This window comes from Thalassotalea crassostreae, assembly GCF_001831495.1.
Classification (GTDB): domain Bacteria; phylum Pseudomonadota; class Gammaproteobacteria; order Enterobacterales; family Alteromonadaceae; genus Thalassotalea_A; species Thalassotalea_A crassostreae.
This window is the reverse complement of record NZ_CP017689.1, coordinates 2,416,583-2,442,306: the sequence shown is the minus strand read 5'-3', so window position 1 is coordinate 2,442,306 and position 25,724 is coordinate 2,416,583. Positions and strand designations below refer to the sequence as shown.

General features: G+C 39.7%; 21 protein-coding genes. 18 read left to right on the top strand and 3 right to left on the bottom strand.

Annotated elements, in window-relative coordinates; translation table 11 throughout:
• Positions 1-18: 18 nt before the first annotated feature.
• Together lolD and LT090_RS10425 are read right to left on the bottom strand one after the other, a co-directional pair.
• The gene (lolD, locus tag LT090_RS10430; protein ID WP_068547110.1) at positions 19-729 is read right to left on the bottom strand and encodes a lipoprotein-releasing ABC transporter ATP-binding protein LolD; all 711 of its coding nucleotides are present in this window, start codon (positions 727-729) and stop codon (positions 19-21) included.
• Positions 722-1,960, bottom strand: coding sequence for a lipoprotein-releasing ABC transporter permease subunit (locus tag LT090_RS10425; RefSeq protein WP_068547109.1), 1,239 nt, complete (start codon positions 1,958-1,960; stop codon positions 722-724). The genes lolD and LT090_RS10425 overlap by 8 nt, the downstream gene beginning before the upstream one ends.
• Before the next feature lie 262 nt (positions 1,961-2,222).
• Between LT090_RS10425 and mfd the strand changes: the two genes are divergently transcribed.
• The 3 genes from mfd to LT090_RS10410 all read left to right on the top strand — a co-directional run bounded on the left by mfd (position 2,223) and on the right by LT090_RS10410 (position 7,431).
• Complete coding sequence (gene mfd / locus LT090_RS10420) at positions 2,223-5,714, top strand: transcription-repair coupling factor (RefSeq protein ID WP_193408701.1); 3,492 nt, start codon at positions 2,223-2,225, stop codon at positions 5,712-5,714.
• Between the two features lie 115 nt (positions 5,715-5,829).
• Positions 5,830-7,110, top strand: coding sequence for a CsiV family protein (locus tag LT090_RS10415; RefSeq protein ID WP_068547108.1), 1,281 nt, complete (start codon positions 5,830-5,832; stop codon positions 7,108-7,110).
• 27 nt (positions 7,111-7,137) lie between these two features.
• The gene (locus LT090_RS10410; protein ID WP_068547107.1) at positions 7,138-7,431 is read left to right on the top strand and encodes a DUF1244 domain-containing protein; all 294 of its coding nucleotides are present in this window, start codon (positions 7,138-7,140) and stop codon (positions 7,429-7,431) included.
• A 115-nt stretch (positions 7,432-7,546) separates the two neighbouring features.
• Here the strand turns inward: LT090_RS10410 and LT090_RS10405 are convergent, their stop codons facing one another.
• The gene (locus tag LT090_RS10405; protein WP_068547106.1) at positions 7,547-8,059 is read right to left on the bottom strand and encodes a DUF2062 domain-containing protein; all 513 of its coding nucleotides are present in this window, start codon (positions 8,057-8,059) and stop codon (positions 7,547-7,549) included.
• Between the two features lie 177 nt (positions 8,060-8,236).
• Between LT090_RS10405 and LT090_RS10400 the strand changes: the two genes are divergently transcribed.
• The 15 genes from LT090_RS10400 (at position 8,237) to ispC (ending at position 25,723) form a co-directional block, all read left to right on the top strand.
• A complete protein-coding gene (locus LT090_RS10400; RefSeq protein ID WP_082897219.1) occupies positions 8,237-10,597 on the top strand; it encodes a DNA internalization-related competence protein ComEC/Rec2 in 2,361 nt (786 codons plus the stop codon).
• Between the two features lie 221 nt (positions 10,598-10,818).
• Positions 10,819-12,564, top strand: a complete 1,746-nt coding sequence (gene msbA, locus LT090_RS10395) for a lipid A export permease/ATP-binding protein MsbA (RefSeq protein ID WP_068547104.1) — start codon at positions 10,819-10,821, stop codon at positions 12,562-12,564.
• Between the two features lie 68 nt (positions 12,565-12,632).
• Entirely contained in the window at positions 12,633-13,643 is a 1,011-nt protein-coding gene (lpxK, locus tag LT090_RS10390) for a tetraacyldisaccharide 4'-kinase (protein WP_068547103.1), read from the top strand.
• Positions 13,633-13,818, top strand: a complete 186-nt coding sequence (locus LT090_RS10385) for a Trm112 family protein (protein ID WP_068547102.1) — start codon at positions 13,633-13,635, stop codon at positions 13,816-13,818. The genes lpxK and LT090_RS10385 overlap by 11 nt, the downstream gene beginning before the upstream one ends.
• Positions 13,818-14,591, top strand: coding sequence for a 3-deoxy-manno-octulosonate cytidylyltransferase (gene kdsB / locus LT090_RS10380; protein WP_068547101.1), 774 nt, complete (start codon positions 13,818-13,820; stop codon positions 14,589-14,591). The genes LT090_RS10385 and kdsB overlap by 1 nt, the downstream gene beginning before the upstream one ends.
• Before the next feature lie 164 nt (positions 14,592-14,755).
• The gene (map, locus tag LT090_RS10375; protein ID WP_068547100.1) at positions 14,756-15,604 is read left to right on the top strand and encodes a type I methionyl aminopeptidase; all 849 of its coding nucleotides are present in this window, start codon (positions 14,756-14,758) and stop codon (positions 15,602-15,604) included.
• A gap of 57 nt (positions 15,605-15,661) precedes the next feature.
• The gene (gene glnD, locus LT090_RS10370; protein ID WP_226996464.1) at positions 15,662-18,292 is read left to right on the top strand and encodes a [protein-PII] uridylyltransferase; all 2,631 of its coding nucleotides are present in this window, start codon (positions 15,662-15,664) and stop codon (positions 18,290-18,292) included.
• 34 nt (positions 18,293-18,326) lie between these two features.
• Positions 18,327-19,151, top strand: a complete 825-nt coding sequence (gene dapD / locus LT090_RS10365; protein WP_068547098.1) for a 2,3,4,5-tetrahydropyridine-2,6-dicarboxylate N-succinyltransferase — start codon at positions 18,327-18,329, stop codon at positions 19,149-19,151.
• Positions 19,152-19,478: 327 nt separating this feature from the next.
• Entirely contained in the window at positions 19,479-20,207 is a 729-nt protein-coding gene (gene rpsB, locus LT090_RS10360) for a 30S ribosomal protein S2 (protein WP_068547150.1), read from the top strand.
• A 78-nt stretch (positions 20,208-20,285) separates the two neighbouring features.
• Positions 20,286-21,134 (top strand): translation elongation factor Ts, encoded by an 849-nt coding sequence (tsf, locus tag LT090_RS10355; protein ID WP_068547097.1) that lies wholly within the window; start codon positions 20,286-20,288, stop codon positions 21,132-21,134.
• A gap of 277 nt (positions 21,135-21,411) precedes the next feature.
• Positions 21,412-22,155 (top strand): UMP kinase, encoded by a 744-nt coding sequence (gene pyrH / locus LT090_RS10350; RefSeq protein WP_068547096.1) that lies wholly within the window; start codon positions 21,412-21,414, stop codon positions 22,153-22,155.
• An 18-nt stretch (positions 22,156-22,173) separates the two neighbouring features.
• Positions 22,174-22,731: a ribosome recycling factor gene (frr, locus tag LT090_RS10345; RefSeq protein WP_068547095.1), complete on the top strand. Its 558-nt coding sequence runs from the start codon at positions 22,174-22,176 to the stop codon at positions 22,729-22,731.
• 177 nt (positions 22,732-22,908) lie between these two features.
• Positions 22,909-23,598, top strand: coding sequence for a polyprenyl diphosphate synthase (uppS, locus tag LT090_RS10340; RefSeq protein WP_068547149.1), 690 nt, complete (start codon positions 22,909-22,911; stop codon positions 23,596-23,598).
• Positions 23,599-23,648: 50 nt separating this feature from the next.
• Positions 23,649-24,515, top strand: a complete 867-nt coding sequence (locus LT090_RS10335; RefSeq protein WP_068547094.1) for a CDP-archaeol synthase — start codon at positions 23,649-23,651, stop codon at positions 24,513-24,515.
• Positions 24,516-24,520: 5 nt separating this feature from the next.
• Positions 24,521-25,723, top strand: a complete 1,203-nt coding sequence (gene ispC / locus LT090_RS10330; RefSeq protein ID WP_068547093.1) for a 1-deoxy-D-xylulose-5-phosphate reductoisomerase — start codon at positions 24,521-24,523, stop codon at positions 25,721-25,723.
• Position 25,724: the final 1 nt, after the last annotated feature.

Sequence of the window (25,724 nt, the reverse complement as noted above, 5' to 3'; positions counted from 1 at the left end):
AATGTTTCATCGACATAGTTAGCGCTCGTTAACAACTTGAGTAGAGTCGCTTTCGAGGCTCACTAACTTACCTTGGGCAAGCTTGAGTTGTCTGTCCATTCGGCTCGCCAATGTTAAGTCGTGTGTGACTACCACAAAGCTAGTATTTTCAGAGCGGTTTAATTCTTGGATCAGCTGAAATATTTGTTCAGCGGTTTCGAAATCCAAATTACCTGTTGGTTCATCGGCCAGTACTAACGACGGCTTGGTTACTAACGCACGAGCGATAGCAACACGCTGGCGTTCGCCACCGGATAGTTGCGAAGGTCGGTGGCTAAAGCGATGACTAAGGCCTACTTTTTCTAACATTTCTTTTGCCGCAGCTAGCGCTTGAGCAGGTTTGTCGCCTCTGATCAATAATGGCATTGCGACATTTTCTTCCGCGCTAAACTCCATCATTAAATGATGGAATTGATAAATAAAACCTAAGTGTTTATTTCGAAAATCGGCACGTTGTGAGTCCGATAACTGATAAATATCCGTATTATCAATTTTGACACTGCCTTGGGTTGGCGTATCTAACGCACCTGCTAAGTGCAAAAATGTACTTTTACCACATCCTGAGCTGCCGACAATCGCTAATAGTTCACCAGCCTCAACGGCTAAGTCCAATCCAGTCAACACTTTAGTTATTTGTGGACCTTGTTGATATTCCTTGACCAAATCTTGGCAAACAAGCACGTTATTCATTTCTTAAAACCTCTGCCGGTTGTGTTTTTGCAGCCCGATAAGCGGGGTACAGTGTGGCGGTAAAACTCATCACTAGCGCACTGACAATAATGGTCAATACTTGGCTAAATTGTAAATCGACAGGCAAAGTTTGCATGACAAAACCGGAGCCTAAAATATTTACCCCAAACGCCGATAATACGGTGTTGATGTTTAACGTAAATATCACGCCGATAATGGCACCTAAAGAGACGCCCCATAAGCCATTTATCATGCCTTGAGTGATAAAAATTTGTAATACATTCTTTGGCTTTAAACCTAAGGTTTGTAATATGCCAATTTCGCCTTGCTTGTCGATAACCACCATCACCAGCGCCGAAACAATGTTAAATGCGGCGACGGCGACGATTAAGCTAAGCATTAACCACATCATATTCTTTTCAATATTAACCGCTGCAAACAAATTACCTTGGCTCTTGTCCCAAGTGGTGATGTTAAAATTAGAAAATCTAGGGTCTTGGCTTAGCTGTTCAAACAATGGTTTTGCTGCAAATGCATCATCAAGGTAGACACGAAGCTTATCAACATTTTCTTTTGGTTTGCGTAGTAAGCGGGCGGCGTCTTGCGCGTGAATCATCACCATATGGTCATCCACTTGAGAGCCGACAAAGAACACGCCACTTAAGGTAAACGTGCGCTGAACAGGTACTCGTCCCATCGGCGTAAAAATGGTTTTATTCGGTAGTGCGATGCGAACTTTTTCGCCAATTTGTAAGCCCAGTTTTCTTGCAAGTCCAACACCCATAACGACGTTGTATTGCCCTGACTGCAAGGATTCAATGGTGCCGGTTTGCATCTTGTCAGCAACTATGGAATGAGATTTTTCTTGCTCCGGATAGACGCCTTGTACTAATACGCCTTGAAGATTATTTGATGATTGAATAAATGCTTCATTTTCAAGAAACGGCGTTGCGCCATTTACTTGTTCAAATTCAAACAATTGCTGTTGCAAAGATTGCCAATTCTCTAAATTCTGTTGTTTTGACTCGATAACCATATGCGGAACTAAGCCAAGAATGCGCTGCTTTAATTGTCCTTCGAAGCCATTCATTACCGAGACAACGGTGATAAGTGCTGCAACGCCAAGTAAGATCCCGGCGATTGAGAAAAAGGTAATGAAAGAGACGAAGCCGCTATTGCTTTGGCTACGTGAATATCGATATCCAATAAAAAGGCTGATCGGTTGAAACATTTATATTTGTAATTTTATGAGTTTTTATAATAGTTAGATGATAAAAGTTCGCCTGCTATAGTACAACAAAAGATTTAGCAAACATTGAAGATAGTGAGTTTAATACTCTGTTTAATTGTTCATATGCTAATCTAATTGTATTTAACGGTTATCGCATAGGCTTATTTTGCGGTAAATACGGATAACAACTTGCTTTGTATGTTTAAAGCTCTAAAATCGGTGTTTTCATCTCTAATAACAAGCAATTGGTTTCAATTTCAATATGGTAAAGCAAGCAGTGCAAAGTAGTATTTTTACCCCAACTCTGGCAAGCAGTAAAAAAAACGCCACCAGTAAAGACAAAAAACATTGGGATAACTTGCCTGGCTCTAGTGCAACGGTTGCAATTTATAACGGTGCCAGCAATGGCGACAGTTTAACCCTTTTAGTGACAGAAGATACCGCAAGCGCTTTACGTCTAGAGCATGAATTGCTCAGTATAAACGACAATGATGTTGATATTTGCTTGTTCCCTGATTGGGAAACTCTGCCATACGATAGCTTTTCTCCGCACCAAGATATCATTTCACAACGATTAAAAACGCTATACCAGTTATCGAGAATGGAAACCGGCATAGTTATTGTGCCGGCTCATACCTTAAGTCACCGAATCGCACCAAAAGATTATATCGAGCAAAACTCGTTATTAATTAAAACCGGTGAAACTAAAGACTTAGCGCAACTTCGCCGTGAGCTCGAACAATCCGGCTATCGCGCCGTCGACCAAGTGCTCGAACATGGCGAGTTTTCAGCTCGAGGGGCAATTTTAGATTTGTTTCCGATGGGCTCAAAAACGCCATTTCGTTTAGATTTCTTTGATGATGAAATCGATTCAATTCGTACCTTTGATGTCGACACGCAACGCTCTAAAGATGCCATTGCTAAAGTAGAATTATTACCGGCCCATGAATTTCCATTTGATGAAGACGCGATAAATTTATTTAGAAGTCAGTATCGAGAGTTATTAAAAGCAAATAACGAAAAAGAATCCATTTATCACCAAGTAAGTAAGAATATACTGCCTGCCGGTATCGAGTACTATTTACCGCTGTTTTTTGAACATACGCACACCTTATTCGATTATTTACCTGAGCAAACGCAAGTAATGATTTATGGTGACGTCGATTCTCATTTACTGCAATTTCACGTCGATTGTGAGTTTCGCTACGAGGATAGACGCTACGATCCATTAAGGCCGTTATTGTCACCGAAGCAGTTATTTTTAAACAATGAACAATTGTTTACAGAGCTGAAAAGATTCGACCGAGTTAATATTCGCCAACAAAATGACACCGCCAAAGGGCTTTCATTTGGCTGTCAAAAGCTTGCTGATGTCGCGGTTAATCATCAACTAAAACAACCGCTGCAACTGTTAGCGCAATATCTAGAGTCACTTAGTGCCAATACTCAAGTGCTGTTTGTTGCCGAGACTGAAGGCCGTCGAGAAGCATTACTCGAATTATTAAATCGAGAACAACTGCAACCTAAAGCGGTTAGTTCAGTTACAGAATTTATTAACTCATCAATACAATATGCAATTACCGTAAATGCCTTGGCACATGGTTTTTGCTATCAAGACAAAGACTTAGACATAGTCGTTATCTGTGAAGACGATTTATTTGTTGACCGGGTTAAACAAAGCAGGCGCCGTAGTAAACAACAAGACGTTAATAATGACGCCATATTTAAAAACTTAACTGAGTTAAGTATTGGTCAACCTGTGGTTCATATAGAGCACGGTATTGGCCGCTATCAAGGTCTGCAAACCTTTGAAAATCAGGGCGTTGCAACCGAATTTTTAATGCTTAGCTACGCCGGCGAAGCGAAACTTTATGTGCCAGTTTCCAGCCTTCATTTAATTTCTCGTTATTCGGGTAATGATAATGAAAACGCGCCGTTGCATAAATTGGGTAACGAAACCTGGAGTAAGGCGAAGCAAAAAGCTGCCGAACGCATTAAAGATGTGGCGGCGGAGTTGCTCGATATTTATGCAAAACGTGATCAGAGTCATGGTTATGCATTTAAGCGTAACAAAGAAGAATACTTTAGTTTTGCGCAAAGTTTTGGTTATGAAGAAACCGATGATCAAAGAAACGCAATCACTAATGTCATTGCCGATATGCTCGATCACAAAGTGATGGATCGTCTGGTTTGTGGTGACGTTGGTTTTGGTAAAACGGAAGTGGCAATGCGTGCAGCATTTATAGCCGCAAATGATAATAAACAAGTGGTTATTTTAGTTCCGACCACATTACTTGCCCAGCAACACTATGAAAGTTTTCGTGATCGCTTTGCTAATTACCCAATTAACATCGACGTGTTGTCTCGCTTTAAAACCGCGAAACAACAAAAACAAGTGATAGAGCAAGTTGCCAATGGTCAAGTTGATATTTTAATTGGTACGCACAAACTATTGTCGAACGAAATTAAGTATCATGATTTAGGATTGCTAATTGTTGATGAAGAGCACCGTTTTGGCGTCAAACAGAAAGAAAAAATTAAGAAGCTTCGTGCCAATGTTGATATTTTAACACTAACTGCGACGCCGATTCCGAGAACGTTAAATATGGCAATGGGCGGCATGCGCGATTTATCAATTATTGCCACACCGCCTGCTAAACGACTTGCGGTTAAAACTTTTGTCCGTGAACGAGAAGATGCCTTGATCCGCGAATCAATCCTGCGTGAAATATTACGTGGTGGTCAGGTTTATTTCTTACACAATAATGTGCAAACAATTGAAAAAGTGTCGGAAGAAATTCAACAGTTACTGCCTGAAGCTAAGGTGGTTACAGCTCATGGACAAATGCGCGAACGCGATTTAGAGCGCATTATGAGTGATTTCTATCACCAACGATTTAATGTGTTAGTTTGTACTACCATTATCGAAACTGGTATTGATGTGCCAACGGCAAATACTATTTTGATGGACCGAGCCGATCACCTTGGTTTAGCACAGTTGCATCAATTACGTGGACGAGTAGGGCGCTCTCATCATCAGGCTTATGCTTATTTATTAACGCCGCATCCTAAGCGTATGACTAAAGATGCGGTTAAGCGTCTCGATGCTATCGCCCAATTAGAGGATTTAGGCGCAGGCTTTGCTCTTGCTACCCATGATTTAGAAATACGTGGAGCCGGTGAGCTACTTGGCGAAGATCAATCAGGGCAAATGGCAAGTGTTGGCTTTAGCCTTTATATGGAAATGCTTGAGAATGCTGTCGCAGCATTGAAAGAGGGGCAGCAACCGTCTCTCGATGATTTAACCTCAAAGCAAACCGAGATAGAGCTTAAAGTCCCAGCGTTATTGCCAGATGACTATATTGGTGATGTTAGTATGCGATTATCCTTTTACAAACGCATTGCAAGCTGTAAGAATAAACAAGCGCTCGATGAATTACAGGTTGAATTAATTGACCGCTTTGGGTTGATTCCTGCAGCCGCTAAAAACCTATTTCACATTGGAAAATTAAGACTTAAAGCCGAAAAATTGGGGATAAGTCGCGTTGATGCTGGCAATAGCGGTGGCTTTGTTGAGTTTAATAACAATACCAGTATTGACCCTATGATTATCATTGGTTTAATGCAACAGCAACCAAATATATTCAAGATGGACGGCGCCAATAAATTAAAATTTGCGATTAAGACTGAAGATGCGAAACAACGTTTCGTTATTATTGAGCAACTTTTTGCTAGTCTTAACAAAGATGCATAACCAATAAACTAATTTAGTTAAAGGAAAGACACTGTTAAATATGAACTTCAATAATCCAACGAATTTGTTCAGCAAATTGAAAGTAAGCATATCAGTTTGCGCGGCATGCTTATTTATGAGTCCTGCTTTTTCACAATCTGCAACGACTGAAATCGCTGTTGATGCAGCAGCGAACGAAGAACTTAATGAGGAGATTAAGGAAGAAGAACAGTTACGTTGGTTTGAAATTGAAGTGATTTTAGTTGAGCAGTTGATGAACAAATCACGCTATAACGAAGAGTTTCATGCAACCACCAAGAATCAAAGCTCAAAGCCAGAACTGCAGTTAATTAATAGTTACCTTTATAACTTGGTAAGTTATCAGCAACAATTAAAAGAGTGTCCTGAAAGCGCCAATAAATCGTCTTCTTCTGTAACATCAAGCTCAGACAAACTTGCCGATATTGACCAGCAGTTACAACAATTGAATACGGATGCAGACACTGATTTGTCAGCTGAGCAAAGTAATCTGCTAGCCAGTATTCAGAAAAATTTAGCTGATATTGAGCAACAGTTAGCGAACATACAACTTGATTGTAATGACCAATCATTTGATCAGTTTGATAATGCTATCGCGAATAGTTTTTACCAAGTACCAACAGTGATCTCGGGTCATGAAGATATTTATTCAAATGTTCCATATTTATTGAACAAAGAAAATCTTGGCTTAAGTCATATCACTAATTCGTTAAAACGTTCAAAGCACTTTAAACCGGTATTGCATGTTGCGTGGCGTCAACCTGTTTTAGAACGAAATAAAGCGGTACCAGTACGTCTTATGGCAGGTGAAAATTGGCCTATGAATGAGCAGCCTGAAACGTTAATGTTGGTGTCGAAAACGTCACAGGCAAACTCTGAACAGCAATTGTTAAATGAGCCGCAACTATTATCTGAAGAGCAGAAAATAGAACAACATTTGATGAAAGTAATTGCCATCAGTGAACAAGAAAGTTTTGATAGAACAGCGTTACTCACTGACGTGAGACTTGGTGAAGATGAAAAGTTGTTTGCAGCAAGTGACGTTAGAAAAGATAAGAACGAACCACTGCAGCCGTTCACAATTGATGGTTTGTTTAATGTTCATTTAGATCATTACCTATTCATTAATAGTCAGTTTAGTGTGCAAGCGAATGTCACGGATTTAAATTCGAATAAAACAGTAAGCAACAGTGACGACAAAAGCGCTGAAAAAACAGTATTAGTACCTTTTAAACAAAATCGTCGAGTCATTAGTGGAGAGATCCATTACTTTGATCACCCATATATGGGCATGATCGTGCAAATTAGACGGCATGAACGCCCGGTCAAATTAGATGATGAAACGCAATCATTAGATAATAACAATCTAAACCTATAAATATTAAATACTCATCGAGGAACAATCGTGGTTAGTGATAAGCAAGCTCAAATTGAAGCAGCGGTATTTCGCCGTTTATTAAAGCATTTAGATGCGCGTAAAGATGTACAAAATATTGAATTGATGAACTTAGCAGGTTTTTGTCGTAACTGTTTTTCAAAATGGATGGTTGCTGAAGCAAAAGAGCAAGGAGAAACAATTGATATTGATGATGCTCGTCAACAAGTTTATGGTATGCCATATAGTGAATGGAAAGAGAAACATCAATTACCTGCAACACCTGAACAACTAGCAACATTTGAAGCGCTGCAGAAAAAGTAAAGCTAATACAGAGTTCAGACACAAAAATGGCGATATTAATATCGCCATTTTTGTGTCTAATGTTTTTTGAATATATTTATTTTATCAAAATGAGCAGATAATTGTTTACTTGGTATTACTTACGGTTTGAGCGCTTATTCCAATTACTGCGCACCGATATTCGCCAAATAAGATTAATCGCAGTGTAGCCAAGAATTGAAAAGAAACATGCAGCGACACCACAACCAAGTAAAAATGGTCCGCCAACATTGGCTAATGTTTCTGTTAATGATTGCCAACTAAGTTCAAAAGCAAATTCTTGTGGAGGTTCATTTAATAAAATCGTACCTAATTTGTAGCAGGCATAAAAAATCGGTGGGATGGTAATAGGATTACTGATCCAAACCAAAGCGACAGAGAGCGGCAAATTGCCATGGGCTAATATCGCCATGCCAGCAGCTAGCATCATTTGAAACGGTACAGGAATAAATGCAAAGAACAGCCCAATGGCGAATGCTTTTGCTACAGAACGGCGGTTCAAATGCCATAAATTGGCGTCATGTAACACATCACCAAATATCTGTAGGTGTTTATTGGTTTTAATAGTCTGATGATCTGGTAACCATCGTTTTATCAATTTCTTTGGCATATTTGATTCTTTGTTTTAAACGATTTTTTATTATTCGAATTATTATTTGCTAAATGGTTCTGTATTTTTATGCTGTTGCTTTTAGACAACCGCGCCACTGTATCATTAAAATAGGTCTATACTCTAGTGTAGCAATGGATTGCATTAATACTGAGTTATTTACAAGGACGATTCACTATGGAACGGTGGCTGCTAAAAATACTTTTCGGTGCGCTTTTGGCGTTACTGTTACCGGAAATTCCCGATGCATTTTATCTGCTTACGCTGTTATTGTCTTGCTTTTGTCTCTGCTTTTTTCCATTTGTACGTAAATTTTTTCCTATAACCCTTGGTTTTTGCTATTTGCTACTCAGCGTTCAACCGCTAATTAACTGGCATCAGCAATCACCGATTGAGCTGGAAAGCCTACATTTAAAGCCTCATCCTATTGAGGGGGATGTGATGTCTCTGGTGACCCATAGTGAGCAAACCAGGCGTTTTAATTTTCGCGTTATGCGCATTGATAATGTCGAGTTAGAGCAACCATTTATAGTCAGGCTAAGCTTTCGAGCGCCTGCGTTTAGTTTTGGTCAAGGTGATTCATTAAAACTATTGGTGAAATTAAAGCCTGCTCACGGCTTTGCTAATGTCGGTAGTTTCTCATATCGACGATGGTTGCATAGCCATCGAATTGTGGTGTCAGGTTACGTAAAAACATCAAACTTAAATTCAGTCACTCATGCCACGCCAAGTATTCGCCAACAAGCCTATTGGAATATTTTAAGTTTATTGTCACAGTCTGAAACTGCTGCTATTGACCAACATTTAACGCCTTATATATTTGCCTTGGCAATCGGTGATAAGTCTCATTTAGATGAACAGCATTGGCAATTACTTAAGCAAACAGGAACTCAACATTTAATGGCGATCTCAGGTCTACATTTATCGTTAATCGCGACATTAGGATTTTTGCTAGGCAAGGCTGTGGTGTATATATTACCTGTACCAATACTACAAAGCTCTAAACTTTATTTACTGCCATTTATTATCAGTCTGTTAATTGCTTGTTTTTATGCGTATTTAGCAGGATTTTCGATGTCGACAATACGAGCATTGGTGATGATTTGTGTCTATTTGGCACTACGCATATGGGCGATAAAAGTACAGATTATCCCTTGGCTATTGATCAGCGTTTTTATTATCTTTTTGATTGAACCTTTGTCTCTTATCGATATTAGTTTTTATCTGTCTATGTTAGCGGTGATAGCTATATTTTATGGTTTGTTTTATAGCCGGGCTTTACTGGCAAAATATCCAAAACTAACTAAATGGTTGCTAAGCATTTTAACTATTCAATTTTTTGTCAGCACCATGTTAGCGCCCGTGAATTTATTAACCTTTTCACAACTGCCTACAATTTCGATGTTAGCGAACATTGTTGCTATTCCTTTTCTATCAACAACATCAATACCAATCACTTTGTTGGCGACTTTGCTTTTGCCCCTATCACAAGAGGCTGCGTTGTATTTGTATCAAGTGGCGATTTGGGGATTGCAGTTTATTGTTACTTATTTACATCTGATTCAGCCGTATGCAACTATGGTCGATTTATCTGTAAGCTCAATTTTGCTAGCAATATTGTTACCTGTGCTTGTTGCTACTGGATTAACTCGATTTTTTAATGCCAAACAATTGTGCTCGATTGCCTGTGTTTTGATACTTTGTCCACTTTTGTTTAGGTTTTATTCGTCGGAGAAGGATAAAAAACAGCAACAATGGCAACTTACTGTATTTGATGTTGGTCATGGCTTAGCTGTGATGATCGAAAAGCAAGGGCGTGCAATATTGGTCGATACTGGCGCCGCCTTCCCATCTGGGTTTACTTTTTCGCAAAACATTGTTCATCCCTACATCAGAGCGCGTTTTATAGAGCAGTTAGATTATTTGTTTATCAGTCATAGTGATAACGATCACAGTGGTGGTATGCGGTATTTGTTAATGCAATCATTGGTGTCCAATCTAGTTGCAAATATTAATGATGATACAAGTAAAAATTTGGCAAATAATTTTCATCAAGCTAAACAACACTATTGTATCGCTGGCCGTTTGATTGAATGGCAGGGACTTAGCATCGAGATGCTATCGCCAGATAAAGTTATCGGCGAAGAAAATGATCACTCATGCGTATTAAGGATCAGCAGCAATAATCACGTGGTGCTATTACCAGGTGATATATCAGCCAAGATAGAAAGAAACCTTATTGCTAGTCACTTAACGCTAGCGAGTGATATCTTAATTGCTCCTCATCATGGCTCAAAAACCTCTTCATCAATTGAGTTTCTTAGCACTGTCAATCCGACTTATGCGGTATTTAGTAGCGGCTTTTTAAATCGCTGGAACATGCCAGTGGTGCACGTACAACAAAACTATCAATTACTAAACATCAAAACTTACACTACTAGCGACGCTGGCTTAGTTCGCTTTAAGCTGAATGATGACGGCATAACGGTGGAAAATTATCATCAACACTTGATGCCTTTTTGGCCGTGGCGTAACTGATGTTTTAGCTAAACTTTTAACTGCATTTTTTATAGCATCTTTAATAGAATTTTATCTGCGTAAAATTAATCACTCATGTTAGTGCGCTATTTGCTATTATTATCAGTAAATTAGCGATATGATATTGAGCAAATAATCATACTGGTAGGGAATGTTTCGTCTATCAGTTTATTACCCTCGATTTTAATATTATCGCTGGGAAATTATCATAAGAGAGTGTTATGACAAAGCAAGAAACTGCTACCACTTGGCAGAATTTTAAACGCTTATTTAGTTATACAAAAGGATTGAGACTGGGACTTGCACTTGCCGTTTTTGGCATGCTTGGTTATGCCGCAATTGATACCCTAGTTTTTTCTCAACTTCAGCCTTTAATTGATGAGGGCTTGACCCAGGCCAACCCTGATATCTTAAAGTACGCACCAATCTTTGTTTTAGTGGCATTTGTATTGCGCGGTACCTTCCATTTTATTTCGACTTACTTTCTCGCCTGGATGGGTAATCATTTAGTGATGCGTATGCGCCAACAATTGTTTGAGCACATCATCGCCATGCCTGTACCGTTTCATGATAAAGAATCTACCGGTAATCTAATTTCCAAGATAACCTACGACTCAGAGCAAGTATTACAAGCAATGTCAAAAGCCTTGCTCACCTTAGTGCGAGAAGGAGCATTTGTCACAGGGCTTATTAGCATCATGTTTTACTATTCATGGCAGCTGTCGTCGATTTTTTTATTAATCATTCCTGTGGTATCGATCATTGTCGTGGTTGTTTCTAAACGCTTTAGAGCGGTAAGTAAACGCATCCAAAAGATGATGGGTGTAGTAACGAGTGCAACAGAGCAAACTTTTAATGGCCACAAAGTCGTGCTTACTTTTGGTGGTCAAGAACGTGAAGCAAAACGCTTTGCCAAAATAAATAATAATAATCGCCAGCAACGGATGAAAATGGTAACGGCTAAGGGGATTAGTGTCCCGTTAATTCAAATTATCGCGTCCTTTGGTTTAGCATTTGTTTTGTACGTGGCAAGCAGAGAAGAAATGCAAGCGGTATTAACGCCGGGTATTTTTACAACCGTAGTGACATCAATGATCATGATGTTAAGACCACTTAAGTTACTCACCACTGTCAACAGTGAGTTTCAAAAAGGCATGGCTGCAGGTCAAAGTATTTTTGAAGTGTTAGACGAAAAAGTAGAGCAAGATCAGGGCGCATTAGAACTGAAAAAAGCACGTGGTGATATTGAACTTAAAGATGTTTGTTTTAGCTATCAAGGTAGTGATAAGTTGGCGATCAAAGACCTAAGTTTGAAAGTACAACCTGGTAAAACCATCGCTTTAGTCGGGCGCTCAGGCAGCGGTAAATCAACGTTAAGCTCGTTATTGTTGAGATTTTATAATGTTGATAAAGGCGAAGTGTTAATTGATGGCGAAAATATTCGTGATTATAAATTAAGAGATTTGCGCCGACAGTTTGCTTATGTGTCGCAGCAAGTGGTGCTATTTAATGACACTATTGCCAATAATATTGCTTACGGTCGTCCAGATGCGAGTCGCGAAGAAATTGAACAAGCGGCTAAGAGCGCTCATGTTAGTGAATTTGTTGCCAACTTACCCGATGGCTTAGATACCGAAATCGGAGAAAATGGTTCAATGTTAAGTGGCGGTCAACGCCAACGTTTAGCAATCGCACGAGCACTGCTATGTGATGCGCCGTTCTTGATTTTAGATGAAGCGACCAGTGCATTAGATACAGAGTCTGAACGCCATATTCAAGACGCGTTAAATGAATTGCAAAAGAACCGTACCAGTGTTGTTATTGCTCATCGCTTATCAACCATTGAAAACGCTGACTTAATTGCGGTAATGGAACAAGGTGAGTTGATTGAACAGGGCACTCATAGTGAGTTGATGACAAATGATGGTGCTTATGCTCAATTGCACGCGTTCCAGTTTGGCGAATAATGATGAGCTTTCATTTGCAACTTTTATGGTTAACTTTTACCTTGAAAAATAAGGTTAGGTATTAGACTGTGCGTTTAATCGAACGAGCTTGGTATCAAAATCATCCGATAAAATGGTTGTTATTGCCATTGAATGTTTTATTTTGGCTGTTGTCTGCAACCCGCCGTTTGTTATATCGCATTAAAGTTCTTGCCACTCCTAAATTAGATGTGCCAGTTGTCATCGTCGGCAATATCGGTGTTGGCGGCAATGGTAAAACGCCCGTTGTCGTATACTTAGTTGAGCAATTGCAAAGTAAAGGTTATAAGGTTGGGGTGATTAGCCGCGGTTACGGCGGTGAAAAACATGAACAACCATTATTATTAACTGCTGACACCACACCAACTCAAGCAGGTGACGAGCCGGTGTTAATTTATCAACGTTGCAACGTCCCTGTTGTTGTAAGTCCAGATAGGGTTGCTGGTGTGGAACGTTTAATCGCTGAAGGTTGTACTCTTATTATCAGCGACGATGGTTTGCAACATTATCGATTAAAACGAGACGTTGAATTGGTTATCGTCGACGGAAAACGTCGCTTCGGTAATGGTTGGTTAATGCCTGCTGGCCCGCTTAGAGAAGGCTTGTGGCGATTAAAAACGGTCGATAGTGTGATCGTAAATGGCGGTTTAGCGGATGTCGGCGAAACAGTTATGTTGTTGCGTGGCCAAGAGTTGATAAATCTTAAAACTGAACAACGCTTATCGGTTGAACAGTTTTTGCAACAACAATGCAGTGCCGGCAAAGTTAATGCTATGGCGGGTATTGGCAACCCTGATCGGTTCTATAATACCTTATCTGAACTAGGTTTTAGTTTGGCGCAAAAACGTAGTTTTGTTGATCATCACCACTTTAGCGAACAAGATTTTTCTAGTTTTAGTGAAGACATACCGCTGTTAATGACCGAAAAAGACGCGGTAAAGTGTAAAGAATATTGTCATCAAAATAGTTGGTATTTACCTGTTGATGCTCAATTTAACGACGCTCAAGGTGAGCAACTTATCGAATTAATTTTAACGAGATGTAATAATTATGGCCTTTGATATTAAGTTATTAGACATCCTTGCTTGTCCTGTATGCAAGGGGAAATTAGATGTAAATAAAGAACGCAATGAGCTGATATGCAAATTCGATCATCTTGCCTATGCTATCGAAAAAGATATTCCAGTATTGCTAGAAACAGAGGCACGAAAACTCAACGAAGAAGAGCGTAGCTAATGAAATTTACTGTTGTCATTCCAGCCCGATTTGAATCAACACGTTTACCGGGCAAAGTATTATTAGACATTGCTGATAAGCCGATGATCCTTTGGGTTGCCGAACAAGCCAAAAAGTCTGGGGCAGAGCGGGTGATTATTGCTACTGACAATGCTCAAGTAGAAGCGGTGGTTAGTGCCGCTGGTTTTGAAGTATGCCGCACTAAAAGTAGTCATCAGTCAGGCACCGAACGATTAGCAGAAGTTGTCGATAAATATCAGTTTGATGGCGATGAGATTATTGTCAATGTGCAAGGCGATGAACCATTTATTCCAAGCAGTAATATTGAGCAAGTGGCAATGAATTTAGCAAACCAAGATAAAGCCAGAATGGCGACTCTTGCGGTAAAGATTGACTCTGTAGAGGAAGCCTTAAACCCTAATGCGGTGAAAGTGTTATGCGATAAAGACGGTTATGCGATTTATTTTTCTCGGGCGACAGTGCCATACGATCGCAACCGATTTTTAAATGTTGATGACATTCAAACGATCGGTGACTTCTATTTACGTCATATTGGTATTTATGCCTACCGCGCAGGCTTTATTAAAGATTATGTAAGTTGGCCTAGCAGTGAACTTGAACAGATAGAGGCGCTTGAACAGCTGCGAGTGTTATACCAAGGTGAGCGTATTCATGTGCAAGTAGCAAGTGATAGAAGTGATGTTGAAGGCGTAGATACCGAGCAAGATTTAGCGAAAGCGAGAGCATACGCACAAACACTTATCAGTCAGTAACGCTGTCACTTAGCTAATGTTAAGTCGTCTATATGCTAATTGAATATTAGCTATAGTTAAAACAGATTGTTTGAATACTAGAGTGTTGCTAATTTATACGATATTATTGGCCCATTAAAAATTACGATTTATTGGCTTTTAAGCCTAATTTATAAAGGAAATCCATGAGTATTTCGATAAAAACTCAACAACAAATTGAAAATATGCGCATTGCTGGAAAATTAGCAGCAAGCGTTTTAGAAATGATCGAACCTCACGTCAAGGCCGGTGTTACTACTGAAGAAATTGATGATATTTGTGCAAAATATACCGCAGAAAACAATGCTCTTTCAGCGCCGTTAAATTATGGTGCCGATGCAAATGGCGAAGGTGGCTTTCCTAAATCGATTTGTACTTCCGTTAACCACGTTGTTTGTCATGGTATTCCATCAGAGCAAACTTTAGTTGATGGTGATGTGATCAATATCGATATCACTTGTAAGATTAGTTTCGATGTTGACGGTACTGCTGAACAAGATAAAACTTATTTTTTTGGTGATACATCGAAGATGTTTTTAATTGGTGATGTATCACCTGAAAACCGTCGTCTATGCCGTGTTACTCAAGAAAGTTTGTATGCAGCAATGCGCAAAGTTAAGCCGGGTGCTAAGTTTTCAGATATTGGTGCAAGCATTCAAAAGCACATTAAAAAAGCTGGTCGTTACGGCATCGTAAAAGATTTTTGTGGGCACGGTATTGGTACCGTATTTCACGAAGAACCACAAATTTTGCACTATAAAAACGCAGATAACCGCAAAATGCAAGCGGGCATGACGTTTACTATTGAGCCTATGATCAACTTAGGTAAAGGCGGCACCGTTCTTGACAAAGACGATGGTTGGACAGCCTACACCGTTGATGGCAAAAACTCAGCGCAATGGGAACATACGCTATTAGTCACCAGCACTGGATGCGAGGTTCTTACTTTACGCAAAGAAGAAACTGGTATAACGAGACATTTAAACAACATGTAGTTAATCAATCCCTGCGCTGCTATTGCAGCGCAGACGAGTAATAAAAGAAGAATAACCTTGCCTGACCAATCGATTTTACCTAAAAAACTAATAAATAAACTTGCCATAGCTGCAGCGCCACTTGCCACTAAGGAAATGGTGGAGCTTAATGATGAATTTTATCACTGGCAAAAACAATCCTTTAAAGATTACGACGTAAACGAATTGGTTTATGCAAGAGCCATGTATGTCGACTTGGTTCTTAAAAAGGTTTGGTGTCAACAACATTTAGATGAACATCAAATTTCTCTCATAGCCGTTGGTGGGTATGGCCGCGGTGAGCTTCATCCACACTCGGATGTGGATATTTTAATTCTTACCCAAAACAAGATCAGCAAAGACGTAGAACAGCTGATCTGCGCATTTATCACTGAGTTATGGGATGTTCGTTTAGAAATAGGTCACAGTGTACGTTCGGTTAAAGAATGTATGAAGCAAGCTGATAATGATGTGACCATTGCGACTAATTTACTTGAGTCTCGATTGATATGCGGTAATCAACAGCTTGAGCAGCAGTTGCGACCTTATTTAGTGAATGACAAGTTTTGGCCATCGGAACGATTTTTTGTGGCAAAGCGCGAAGAACAAGTTCATCGTCATCAACAATATAAAGGAGCGGCCTATACGTTAGAGCCGAATCTTAAATCTAATCCGGGTGGTCTGCGCGATATACAAAATATTAGCTGGGTAGCGTTGCGACACTTTGATGCCAACGACTTAGAAGGCTTAGTATCGCACAACTATCTTACCGAAAATGAATACATTGAGCTGATGGAATGTCAGGAGTATTTATGGCGAATGCGATTTGCATTGCACGTTGTTGCTGGCCGTAGTGAAAATAGATTGCTATTTGATTTCCAGGGCCCTGTTGCCAATATGATGGGCTTTGGCGATGATGGTAAAGCGGCCATTGAACGTATGATGAAACGCTTTTTCCGCATCATTAACTACGTAAGTGAAATCAACGAAATGTTATTACAGCATTTTGAACAAGCGATTTTAAATAAAGATAAAGTCGATGACGTTACCGACATAGATAAGCACTTTTCAATCGTTGGTAATTTGATTAAAGCGAAGAGCAATCGCGCCTTTACCCGTCCTGAATTATTCTTAAAACTATTTCTTGCGTTTGCCGATAATCCAAAAGTTAAAGGTATACACAGCAGTACTATCAGGCAAATGCGTAATGCTAGACGACGACTCATTTCTGGCTTAAATGACTACGCTGAGTGTCGTCGATTATTTATCGAATTGATCAGTCACCCTAGAGGTTTGGGACCGGCATTTAATTTTATGCACAAGCATGACATCCTCGCAGCCTATTTGCCTGAATGGCGCAATATTGTTGGTCAGATGCAATTTGATATGTTCCATGCTTATTCTGTTGATGAGCACAGTTATCGGTTAATGAAAAACTTATATCGTTTCACGTTGGAAGAGCATCATCATGAGTTTCCTTTGTGTAGTCAAATTGTGCAACGTATTCGCAAACCTTATATTCTTTACTTGGCTGGCATATTTCACGATATTGCTAAAGGTAGAGGCGGGATGCACAGTGAGTTAGGGGCAGTTGATGCTTTGGCATTTGGTAAAATGCACAATTTAACCGATACAGACACTAAAATGATTTCTTGGTTGGTTAAATACCACTTATTAATGTCGGTTACCGCGCAGCGCAAAGATATCTCAAACCCTGACGTAATTAAAGAATTTGCGCTGGTTGTGCGCGACCAAGCTCACCTTGATTACCTTTATTGTTTAACCGTTGCTGATATGCGTGCAACCAATGAAAGTCTATGGAATAGCTGGAAGTCTAACTTATTGCAAGAGCTTTATTTTTCAACCAAGCGAGCATTTCGACGCGGTTTAGAAAAACCGGTTAACGCGCGTACTAATATTCGTGAAAACCAAGTCAAAGCGATGGTGTTGTTAAATGAACAAGGGATAACGGAAGAAACAATCAAGCCGCTTTGGAAAACATTTAAAGCGGATTACTTTTTACGTTATGCGCCGGCTCAAATATCATGGCACTCTCGTCATATTATTAGTCATGATAAGTTACAACCACTAGTGCTTATCAGTGATGAAGCTTATCGCGGTGGCACAGAAGTGTTTGTGTATACCAAGGCTCGTTCGAATATTTTTGCAAGAATTGTTGCCAACTTAGGAATGAAAAAACTGTCGATACATGATGCCAAGATACTGACATCGAAAGACGGCTATACGTTAAATACCTTTGTTATCCTAGATAGTCGTGGTCAGCCGATTAAGGATGCTTATTTTGCTGATGATATTAAAACATCATTAATTGCTGCACTGAAAAGTGAAGAAGATCTTTGTTTGATCAAGCGACCAATTCCGCAAAAAATCAGACAGTTTAAAGTTCGTACGCAAGTTAGCTTTATTGAGCAAACCAATCGTCAGTATACATCTATTGAAATTGTCACTCTTGATAGACCTGGATTACTCGCCGAAATAGGGCAGGTATTCCAAACATGTAGTCTGATTGTTCATATGGCAAAAGTAACTACTTTTGGTGAAAGAGCGGAAGATGTTTTTATCGTTTCAAATAAAAACGGCCAACCCCTTTCTATTGAGGAGCAAAATCAGTTAGAATCATTGCTCTGTGAATCTGATGAAAATCAGTAATGTTAATATTAAAAAGAATTTTTAGGAAAATCCCATGAGCTCGTTGCAAGAAATCATCGAATCAGCATTTGAAAACCGTGCTGAAATTACACCAACTACAGTTTCTGCAGAAGTTAAAACTGCAATTTTGACTGCAATAAAATTGTTGAACTCAGGTGAAGCTCGCATAGCCAAAAAAGTTGACGGTGAGTGGGTAGTAAATCAAAGCCTTAAAAAAGCAGTATTGTTATCGTTCCGTATTTGGGAAAATGAAGTAATGGACGGCGCGGAAAGCAAGTTCTTTGATAAAGTACCAATGAAGTACACTGAATATAATCGACCTGACTTTGTTAAAGATGGCGTTCGAGTAGTGCCAGGTGCATCAGTACGTACAGGTAGCTTTATTGGTAAGAACGTTGTGGTAATGCCATCATTTGTAAATATCGGTGCATTCGTTGATGAAGGTTGTATGATCGACACTTGGGCGACAGTTGGTAGCTGTGCGCAAATCGGCAAGAACGTACATTTATCAGGTGGTGTTGGCATTGGTGGTGTTCTTGAACCATTACAAGCTGGCCCGACAATTATTGAAGATAACTGTTTTATCGGTGCTCGTTCTGAAATCGTTGAAGGTGTTGTGGTTGAAGAAGGCTCAGTAATTTCAATGGGTGTATACATTGGTCAGTCAACTAAGATTTTTGATCGTGAAACTGGCGAAGTTCACTACGGTCGTGTACCTGCAGGCTCTGTTGTTGTTCCTGGTAACATTCCTTCGAAGTGTGGTACGTACAGCTTATACGCCGCGGTTATCGTTAAGAAAGTTGATGCTAAAACGTTAGCTAAAACAGGTATCAACGAATTATTACGTTCAATCGATTAAGATATCGATTGATAAAAACAAAAAAGGAGCCGATGGCTCCTTTTTTGTTTTGAGGACTTTATAAGCATGTTATAACCCCTAAACCACACAAAACTCTTTCCTTTTAATCACAATAATGGTATAAAGCACCGCTCTGAGAAAAAGGTCAATCCTTGCTCTTAGAATAATGCTCGTTTTTAGCCAATTTTGGCGGCGGGTAAATTTAAATTTTTTATTAAACTCACATACATTCGGCAAACATGTTCCGGGGTGCCTGTTACCTGCTTTAAGGTAACGATAGGTCGGTAATATGGAATGTATGAACGCATAACCCCAGAGGAAATTAATATGCCAAACGTATCTATGCGCGACATGCTTAAAGCAGGTGTTCACTTCGGTCACAAAACTCGTTACTGGAACCCAAAGATGAAATCTTACATCTTCGGTGCTCGTGACAAAGTTCATATCATCAACCTAGAACAAACTGTTCCAATGTTTAACAATGCTCTTAGCCACTTATCAGACGTTTCTGCTAAGAAAGGTAAAGTATTATTTGTTGGTACTAAGCGTGCTGCAAGCGAATCTGTTCGTGAAGCTGCAATCAAATGTGATCAATTCTACGTTGACCACCGTTGGTTAGGCGGTATGTTGACTAACTGGAAAACAGTTCGTCAATCTATCAAACGTCTTAAAGATTTAGAATCTCAAAGCCAAGACGGTACTTTCGATGCTCTTACTAAGAAAGAAGCATTAATGCGTACTCGTGAAATGGACAAGCTTGAGAAAAGCCTTGGTGGTATCAAAAACATGGGTGGCTTACCAGACGCTATCTTCGTTATCGATGCTGACCACGAGCACATTGCTATTAAAGAAGCAAACAACTTAGGTATTCCAGTAATTGCTGTTGTTGATACTAACTCTAACCCAGACGGTGTTGATTTCATCGTTCCTGGTAACGACGATGCTATCCGTGCTGTTAGCCTTTACTTAGATTCAGCTGCTAACGCTGTAATCGAAGGTCGTGAAGCGAACATCGCAGTTGCTGCTGAAAAAGACGGCTTCGTAGAAGCTGAGTAATTTTTAAAATTACTAATTTATTATAGATAGGGCGTTCGCCCTATCTCATTTTATTTCTGATATTTAAGGAATTGAGTAATGTCAATTACTGCTAAACAAGTTAAAGAACTTCGTGATCGCACTGGCGCGGGCATGATGGATTGTAAAAAAGCTCTTCAAGAAACTGACGGTGACATCGAGTTAGCGATTGAAAACATGCGTAAATCAGGTCAAGCAAAAGCAGCTAAGAAAGCTGGTAACATTGCTGCTGAAGGCGCGATCATCATCAAAGAAAACAACGGTACAGCTGCATTAGTTGAAGTTAACTGTCAAACTGACTTCGTTGCTAAAGACGGTAACTTCTTAGACTTCGCTAACGCTGTTGCTGAAGCTGCTGCTGCAAACAACGTTTCAATCGATGAGTTAAAAGCTCAATTCGAAGAAACTCGTGTTGCACTTGTTGCTAAAATCGGTGAAAACATCAACGTTCGTCGTGTTGAATACGTAGCTAACGCTTCTGCTTCATACATCCACGGTGGCACTATCGGTGTTGTTGTTGCGGGTGAAGGTTCTGAAGAAACATTAAAGCACGTTGCAATGCACGTTGCTGCTTCTAAGCCAGAGTACGTTAACCCATCTGACGTTCCTGCTGAAGTTGTTGAAAAAGAAAAAGCTATCCAAATCGATATCGCGATGAACGAAGGCAAGCCTGCTGAAATCGCTGAGAAAATGGTTACTGGTCGTATGAAGAAGTTCACAGGTGAAATTTCTTTAACTGGTCAAGCATTCATCATGGAACCTAAGCGCACTGTAGGCGACGTACTTAAAGAGAAAGGCGTTAGCGTTTCATCTTTCATCCGTCTAGAAGTTGGTGAAGGTATCGAGAAGAAAGAAGAAGATTTCGCTGCTGAAGTAGAAGCTCAATTAGCTGCTGCTAAAGGTGCATAATCATAGTTTTTAACTATTGATTAGATCTTTATAGATTCTTTAAAAACCTGTTACGCAAGTAACAGGTTTTTTTTTGGATTAAATTTACAACCGCGGTGTGGTTGTTTCTGTTAAAGGGATTTTTAGGTAGATAAATATTTCAATAGATATTAAAATACCTAGGTTTACTTCTAAGTAGTTGAAGTTGCAGATTTTTGACTGTTTTTTATACGGTTATCGATAAATTTACTATTATTGATGTTGTATTTTCGATTAATTTCACAGGATTGTATTATTTATGAGCGTCAACCCGAAACCGACTTATCGTCGTATATTACTAAAATTAAGTGGTGAAGCCCTAATGGGTGAAGAAGGCTTTGGTATTGATCCAAAGGTTCTTGACCGTATGGCACAAGAAATTAAAGAATTAATTGAAATGGGCGTTCAAGTTGGCTTAGTAATTGGCGGTGGTAATTTATTCCGTGGTGCTGGTCTTGCTGAAGCTGGTATGAACCGTGTTGTTGGTGACCAAATGGGTATGCTTGCAACCGTAATGAACGGTTTAGCAATGCGTGATGCATTACATCGTGCATTTGTTAATGCTCGTTTGATGTCTGCTATCGATCTTACTGGTGTTTGTGACAGCTATAACTGGGCAGAAGCAATCAGTCTATTAAAATCTGGCCGTGTAGTAATTTTCTCAGCGGGTACAGGTAATCCATTCTTCACTACTGACTCTGCTGCATGTTTACGTGGTATCGAAATTGAAGCCGATGCAGTATTTAAAGGCACTAAAGTAGACGGAATTTACTCTGCTGACCCAGTTAAAGACCCATCTGCAGAATTATACTCTCACCTTACATACAATGAAGTATTAGAAAAAGAATTAAAGGTTATGGACTTAGCGGCATTTACGTTAGCACGTGACCATTCAATGAAAATTCGTGTATTCAATATGAATAAAGAAGGCGCATTGAAATCTATTATCATGGGCGGTAGTGAAGGCACTGTTATTGACCATGCAGAAAATTTTAAAAATTAAGTTTTAAAGGAAAATATTTTGATTAATGAAATTCAACAAGATGCTAGAACTCGTATGGGTAAAAGCATTGAAGCATTAAAAACTCAGTTAAATAAGATCCGTACTGGTCGTGCACACACGTCTTTACTTGATAACATTACCGTTGATTACTATGGTGTTGCATCACCACTTAACCAAGTTGGTAGTATTTCAACACCAGATGCTCGTACTATTGCAATCACAGTATTTGATAAGACCATGCTTGGCGCTGTTGAGAAAGCGATTTTATCTTCAGATCTTGGTTTGAACCCGTCGTCGCAAGGCACATTAATTCGTATTCCTTTACCTCCGCTTACTGAAGAACGTCGTCGTGATTTAGTTAAAGTTGTTGGTGGTGAAATCGAAGGTGGTAAAGTTGCCATTCGTAACATTCGTCGCGATGCAAACTCTGACATTAAATCGTTAAATAAAGAAAAAGAAATTAGCGATGATGAAGCGCGTCAAGCGGAAGATGAAATTCAAAAAATTACTAATGAATTCATCAAGCAAGCTGAAGAAATTGCAGCGAGCAAAGAAAAAGAATTAATGGAAATTTAATATCACTCTTGGTATTGTTTTAACCATTACAAATAGCCGTGAATTTTCCGAGAGTAACAATTAAATTGTTACTCAATGAGTAAAATTTACGGCATTTTATTAAATGGAAATTTTGTGACAGTAGAAGCACATAAAGAATTAGATTCAGCAATCCCGCCACTGCACGTGGCAATTATTATGGACGGTAATGGACGCTGGGCACAATTGCAGGGGAAAGGTCGAGTCGCAGGTCATAAGGCTGGCGTAGAATCGGTACGAGCTTGCGTAAGTAGCGCCAGAGAGTTGGGCGTGAAAGGGTTAACATTGTTCGCTTTCAGTAGTGAAAATTGGCAACGCCCAAAAGAAGAAGTAAGCGTGTTGATGGATTTGTTTATGTTTGTGTTAACTCGTGAAGTTAAACGCCTTCATAAGAACAACATCCGCTTCCAATTGATAGGCGATAAAACTCGCTTTTCAGAAAAATTGCAAAAAAAGATCGTTGAAGCAGAGCAACTAACTAAAAATAACGATGCCATGATTCTTTCTGTTGCCGCCAATTATGGTGGTCGATGGGATATCAGCCAAGCATCTAAAAAAATCGCTCAACTTGCCGTTAATGGTGAGGTTAATGTCGACGATATCGATGAGCATATGCTCAATAAACATATTAATTTATCGAATTTACCTGAATTAGATTTATTGATCCGTACTGGTGGGGACTATCGCATAAGCAACTTTTTGCTATGGCAAGCTGCGTATGCTGAGCTCTACTTTACTGAAACGTTATGGCCAGACTTTAAAGAAGATGCGTTTAAACACGCATTGGCGTCATTTGGCGATAGAGAACGACGTTTTGGTAAAACCGGTGAACAGGTAAGAACGAAATAACCTAAAGAGTAACTCAGTTACTTTTTAGGTCTTATTAAAAGGATAAACGTTTGTTAAAGCAACGTATTGTAACTGCACTGATTATAGCTCCACTAGCTATTGCTGCTATTTTCTTTTTGTCACTGCAAAATTTCGCCGCAGCACTAATGGTTGTCATGGCTATTGGAGCATGGGAATGGGGCCCTCTTATGGGCTTTGATAGCAACCGTCGACGCGCAGCATTTGCGTTTGCATTAATGGTTGTCATTAGTACTCTTTGGTTGTTTTTACCTCCAGATCAGTTATGGACACTAACAGGTCAACTAAACCCAATTGCTATGTACGTTTTGTATGCGTCCGCTGCTTGGTGGTCGCTATGTCTTATTATGATTTTTGGATACCCTAAGTATTCTGCGTTTTGGACTAGCCACCGAAGTATTCGTGGTCTATTTGGTATTATCACTTTAGCACCAACGTGGTTAGCGTTTTTAATATTGCGCTCAAATGAATATATGTTGTCAGAATTTCATGGCACTTATTTAATTTTATTCTTGTTTGCTTTTGTATGGAGCGCTGATATCGGTGCTTATTTTGCCGGTAAACGTTTTGGAAAGCATAAACTCATGCCAAAAGTAAGTCCTGGTAAAACCATTGAAGGTTTTGTTGGTGGTGTTATAGCTGCTGCGATAGTAGCGATTATTGCCGGTGTTATTTATAACTGGAGCAGTGAGCAAATTACTTTAGCTATCGGGCTTGGTTTAGTGATTTCTACCGTTTCGGTAGTTGGCGATCTAACGGAAAGTATGTTGAAACGTCAGGCGGGTGTTAAAGATAGCGGTTCAATATTACCAGGTCATGGCGGTATTTTAGATCGTATCGATAGTTTAACCGCAACAGCGCCAATTTTTGCACTATTTTTTGTGTTATTTGGCTGGTGATAAAAATGCAAAATTTATGCGTGTTAGGGGCTACAGGCTCAATAGGTCTTAGCACTCTTGATGTAGTTCGACGTCACCCTAAGCGCTATAATGTTGTTAGTATGTCAGCCAATCGCAGTGTTGATAGTATGCATAAGCTTTGTTTGGAGTTTATGCCGCATACTGTGGTGATGAATGATGAACCCTCTGCTGAGCAATTAAAGTTAAAATTGCTTAGCGATGACATACACAATATCGAAGTCATTGCTGGTGAGCAGGCAATCATCGACATAGCTCAATCCCCGAGCAGCGATATTGTAATGGCTGCTATTGTTGGAGCTTCTGGCTTGTTACCAACGCTTGCGGCGGTAAAAGCTGACAAAAAAGTATTACTCGCCAATAAAGAAGCGCTAGTAACCTCAGGTCAAATCTTTATTGATGCGCTAAATGCATCAAATGCGCAATTACTGCCTATCGATAGTGAACACAACGCGATATTTCAATGTCTTCCTAGTGCGATGCAAAATGGCATCGGCTCAGCTCATATTAACGATTCTGGTATAAGCAAAATACTCCTCACTGGCTCAGGTGGACCGTTTAGAACTTTACCGATGGACGATTTTGACGGTATTACACCGGCTCAGGCTTGTGCCCATCCTAATTGGGATATGGGACGCAAAATCTCGGTAGATTCGGCAACAATGATGAATAAAGGTTTAGAATTCATTGAAGCAAAATGGTTATTCAACTTAGCGGTAGAAGATATTCAAGTGGTATTGCACCCACAAAGTACTATTCATTCGATGGTGCAATACAATGATGGTTCAGTTATTGCGCAAATGGGCAACCCTGATATGCGCACACCAATTGCGCACGCTATGGCCTATCCAGAACGTATCGAATCGGGCGTAGAGCCGTTCGATTTTTTCAATTGCAAAAGTTTTGATTTTGCCGAAGCAGATTTCCATCGCTACCCTAATTTAAAACTTGCCATTGATGCCTGTAAAAAAGGGCAGAGTGCCTGTACCGCGTTAAATGCAGCCAATGAAATTGCAGTTCAAGCATTTCTAGATGAACAGATAAAATTTACCGACATTGCGAAAGTAAACGAGACAGTAATGTATTCGCTTAGCAATGAAACTGTGACCACGATTGAGCAAGTTGTTGCGCTTGATCTACTTGCCCGCTCTGAGGCCGATAAAATTGTGATGGAGTTAAAAGGGACTTAAC